Below are 4,084 nucleotides of genomic sequence, written 5' to 3'. Positions count from 1 at the left end.
AACCGGATTACTTCAGAGAAAAAAACACGATCCATTCAAAACTCCCTGTTTTGAATCAGAGACAAGTGGCAGATTTCACTTTTTTTGATTTAAGCCAGAGTAATCAGCTTGGGCAAGAACGCTCCTGAGACCAATAACGAGTATACACAACAGCAGTGTACGCCGTCAACAAGCCATGATTTGCGTCATTTTGAGGCTGACACCTGAGCCGTCTCAGCTCTTCTGATTTTATCTTCAATGACATCTTTGGGAATCGCCAGCATCTTTTCAATACTGATCGCTTTATGGCCTTTATAAACTCCGGGATAAGCCGTAAAAACGGGAGAACCTTCTAATTCGACAGTCAAAGATTGCGCACTCCCTTTATTGCACATAATTACATCTCCCACCGCTAAATTCAACACTTCCCCTGCGGTGAGCTTACTGTTGTCCAGATCCACCTTCAAGCTGATCTTTGATTTGGTGACATTCGCCTCCAGATTCAGCTGCTGACGCAAATCGGGTGTTTTCTTCTTATACGCAGACCAGGTATCTGACGTCAGCTTATTCGAAAGCGGTTCGATCGTATTGAATGGTATACAAAGATTGATAATCCCGCGAGTTTCCCCCATTGTGACCTCAAAGGAAATCAAAACAATCACTTCGTTGGGGGGCACAATCTGGACCAGTTGTGGATTACTTTCTACCTGTGAAACCCGAAGCTTCCAATCGCACAGGTTACTCCAGGCTGATTCGATTCCCTCAATCGCGAGCCCTGTAATCCGTGAGACGAGACGAATTTCAATCTCGGTTAACGCCCGATTGGGATAGGCCCCATGCGAATGCCCATCCCCTCCCAGGAGTCGGTCAATGATCGGAAAAATGATCGAGGGACTGATATCCAGGATGATATGCCCATCAAGGGTTTCCGATTCGAGCAGATTGAAACAGGTCGGATTTTCGAGACTGAAAACAAACTCGCTGTAGGTTAGCTGGTCGACACTGATCAGTTTCACTTCGATAATTGATCGCAGCATCCCACTGAGCGCGGCACCGAATTCACGACTGAAACTTTCATGCAACGCGCGAAATGCCCGCATCTGTTCTTTACTGACACGTTCCGGACGCTTGAAATCATAAATGCTGATCTGGGAATTAAAGTCCGTATTTCGCGACGAAGGGCGATTCGAACCTCCTCCACTACCGGCACTGGGATCCAGCGCTGATAAGAGCGACTCAACTTCATTTTGACTGAGTACATCTGCCATTCCTGGCCTCCCTTGAGAACCCTGTCCCTGTTTTTAAATTCAAAGACCAAAGAAATCGTCGAGTGAATTATGAGTCACCCAATGCGTACTATTCTCTGATCTGCCCTGCTCCGTGGGCAACGTATTTATAACTTGTCAGTTCTACTAAACCACAGGGGCCACGAGCATGAAATTTGTCGGTACTGATCCCGATTTCCGCCCCTAAACCAAACTCGCCCCCATCATTAAATCGTGTACTGGCATTAACGATCACGGCCGCGGAATCAACCTCAGTGGTAAACTTCTCCGCCGACGCCAATTCGGTCGTTACGATGCATTCCGTATGCCCGGAACCGTACTTGTGAATATGCCTGATAGCCTCGTCCATATCATTGACGATTTTGACCGACATGATCTTGGCGCCATATTCTGTACTATAGTCTTTTTCGGTCGCGAGTTTCGCACCGCTGACCAGTTCCATTGATCTAGGACAACATCTGAGTTCGACCCCCTGCTCCAGTAGAGCCTGAGCGACCTGAGGAAAAACTGTCTCTGCGATGTCGATATGGACCAGAAGACTTTCGGCGGCATTGCAGACTCCGGGACGCTGGCATTTACTGTTTACAGTGATTGATGTCGCCCGTTCAGGGTCGGCCGACTTATCGAGATATACGTGACAAATCCCGTCAAAATGCTTAATGACAGGCATTGTTGCATCTCGGACGACGCGTTCGATCAAACCCTTTCCGCCCCGGGGAATGGTCACATCAATATACTCATTCAGTTTCAGAAAGTGTCCGACCGCTTCCCGGTTCGTGGTCTCGACCAGTTGCACCGCCTGTTCGGGAAGACCGACATCCCTCAGCCCCTCTTGCAATAAAGCATAAAAGGCCATGTTGCTGTGAAACGCTTCTTTTCCGCCTCGGAGAATGACAGCATTCCCGCTTTTGACACACAACGCCGCAGCGTCGATCGTCACATTCGGACGTGACTCATAAATAAAGAAGACCACTCCCAGCGGAACGCGTACGCGCGTCACCAGCAAACCATTAGGCCGCATATTACTCCCAATAATTTCACCAATCGGATTGGGCAACCCAATAATTTCTTCCAGCGCCGTTGCAATTCCGTGTAATCTTGCCTCGGTTAATCGCAGTCGATCAATAGACGCTTCAGTCAGACCGTATTCGGGGGCCTGCTGCAGATCCCTGGCATTGGCTTCCAGCAGCTCTGGCGTGCGCTGCTCGATCAGTTCGATCATCCGGCGCAACCAGTCATTTTTTTGATTGCCATTGGCTGAAACCAATTTCCGGGAGGCATCGCGCGCCTGCTGAGCCAGCAGTTGAGTGTATTGAGGCAGGTCTAATTCAGTCATGATACTCTTAAAAATCTACGGAAAATCGTTCCCGATCTCTCCAGCCTGGTTTAGCAAAACAGTTTAACACATTCTACCAGACACACCGGTCACCAGAAAGTGCGCTCCAATAAACGAAGCCCAAATATATGATCGACCTGATTTTACTTGGCGGAGTATCAAATATCAGCGTAAATGTGTCAACGGGGGATCCCCGTGCGAGAGAATTGGCTCTTGGTTTGCATGGGACAACCTTTTGTGTTGCCGGAGTTTAGCCCGAATTCGGGCTGACAGGAAACGGAGCCCCGGAGTGCGCCTGATTAAGCATCGCGTCACTCAGGTTAGTATACTCGGTCCCAAGGCCCCGGAGACGCTACAATCTAACTGGTCACAGGCTAAAACTGCCAGTCTGAATACAGCTTGGACCGAAAATCATGCCATTCCGCATTCTTTGTGTGCGAACCACAGCTTTCGACCATTTCCGCTGTCCATGTATCCATCATCCGGAGACGGTCTGACATGATACGAACGGTATTAAAAACGACTTTTTGAGCCCCTTTTGCCCCTTTTTTCAGCATCTGGTCAAATTCACGTCCGGGAATACGAACCGTTCCCACATCCGTCAAAGCGACAACACTTGCCGAATGAGGTGCAGGTTTAAAAAACGACATTTCGCCAAAGATGGCATACGGATTCAATTGAGCCAGAGCCTTTTCGCTGCCGTTGGATAATTTTTTCCGCACTTCACAGGAGCCACTTTGAATAATCCAGAGATATCGTGTGGAATTCCCTTCATCAAGGATCCGGGTTCCTTCTGAAAACTCTTCCCGTTCTGAATAATAGAACAATTCTTCCATTTCATCGGGAGTCACGGACTGAAACAGCACACAATCATTAATCAGTTGATCTGTAGATAACATTTGACGACCTCGCTGACTCTCCCATGGTTGTTACCCACGGGATTGAATTTAATTTTGATTTGAACTTCGGAATGTAAATAATTGAAAAAAAGAGTGAAACGACCTGATTTCAGATACCACCCAGAACGGTTGCACGACCAACCCGGCCGATACCCAAGATATAGGCGGCAACGCGTAACGACACTTTCTTATCCGTGGCGATTTTCCATACCAATTGAAAGCTGTCACTCATAATACGATCTAACTCGGAGCGAACACGGGATTTTTCCCAGCTAAAATGCTGCCGATTCTGAACCCATTCAAAATAACTGACAGTCACTCCCCCTGCATTTGCAAGAATATCGGGTACCACAACGATTCCATTTTTGATAAAAATTTCATCTGCTTCGGGTTCCGTTGGATTATTCGCAGCCTCAACAATGCATTTAGCTCTGATATCACGGGCGATTTCTCCTGTCAGTACGCCTCCCAAAGCAGCAGGAATCAGAACGGTCACATTCGAAGTCAGCAATTCTTCATTCGAAATCGCCTCGGTTTCCGGAAAACCTTTTACCGCTCCGGTGTCTTTGGTGTATTCGATCAAT

3 protein-coding genes and 1 pseudogene are annotated in these 4,084 nt (G+C 47.8%); all 4 read right to left on the bottom strand.

The genetic code is table 11. From position 1 onward, the window contains the following. Positions 1 to 185: 185 nt before the first annotated feature. The gene (gene fliM, locus Q0294_RS16535) at positions 186 to 1,247 is read right to left on the bottom strand and encodes a flagellar motor switch protein FliM (protein WP_299467663.1); all 1,062 of its coding nucleotides are present in this window, start codon (positions 1,245 to 1,247) and stop codon (positions 186 to 188) included. An 88-nt stretch (positions 1,248 to 1,335) separates the two neighbouring features. Next, a complete protein-coding gene (locus tag Q0294_RS16530) occupies positions 1,336 to 2,601 on the bottom strand; it encodes a glutamate-5-semialdehyde dehydrogenase (protein ID WP_299467661.1) in 1,266 nt (421 codons plus the stop codon). 374 nt (positions 2,602 to 2,975) lie between these two features. Further along, entirely contained in the window at positions 2,976 to 3,500 is a 525-nt protein-coding gene (locus Q0294_RS16525; RefSeq protein ID WP_299467659.1) for a cyclic nucleotide-binding domain-containing protein, read from the bottom strand. Positions 3,501 to 3,609: 109 nt separating this feature from the next. Next, a pseudogene (locus Q0294_RS16520) lies at positions 3,610 to 4,084 on the bottom strand (glutamate dehydrogenase); the annotation flags it as partial.

Origin of the sequence: uncultured Gimesia sp. (assembly GCF_937919775.1) — a bacterium.
Lineage (GTDB): Bacteria > Planctomycetota > Planctomycetia > Planctomycetales > Planctomycetaceae > Gimesia.
Note: the sequence above shows the minus strand (reverse complement) of the source record. Positions and strands in the feature narration are given on the sequence as shown.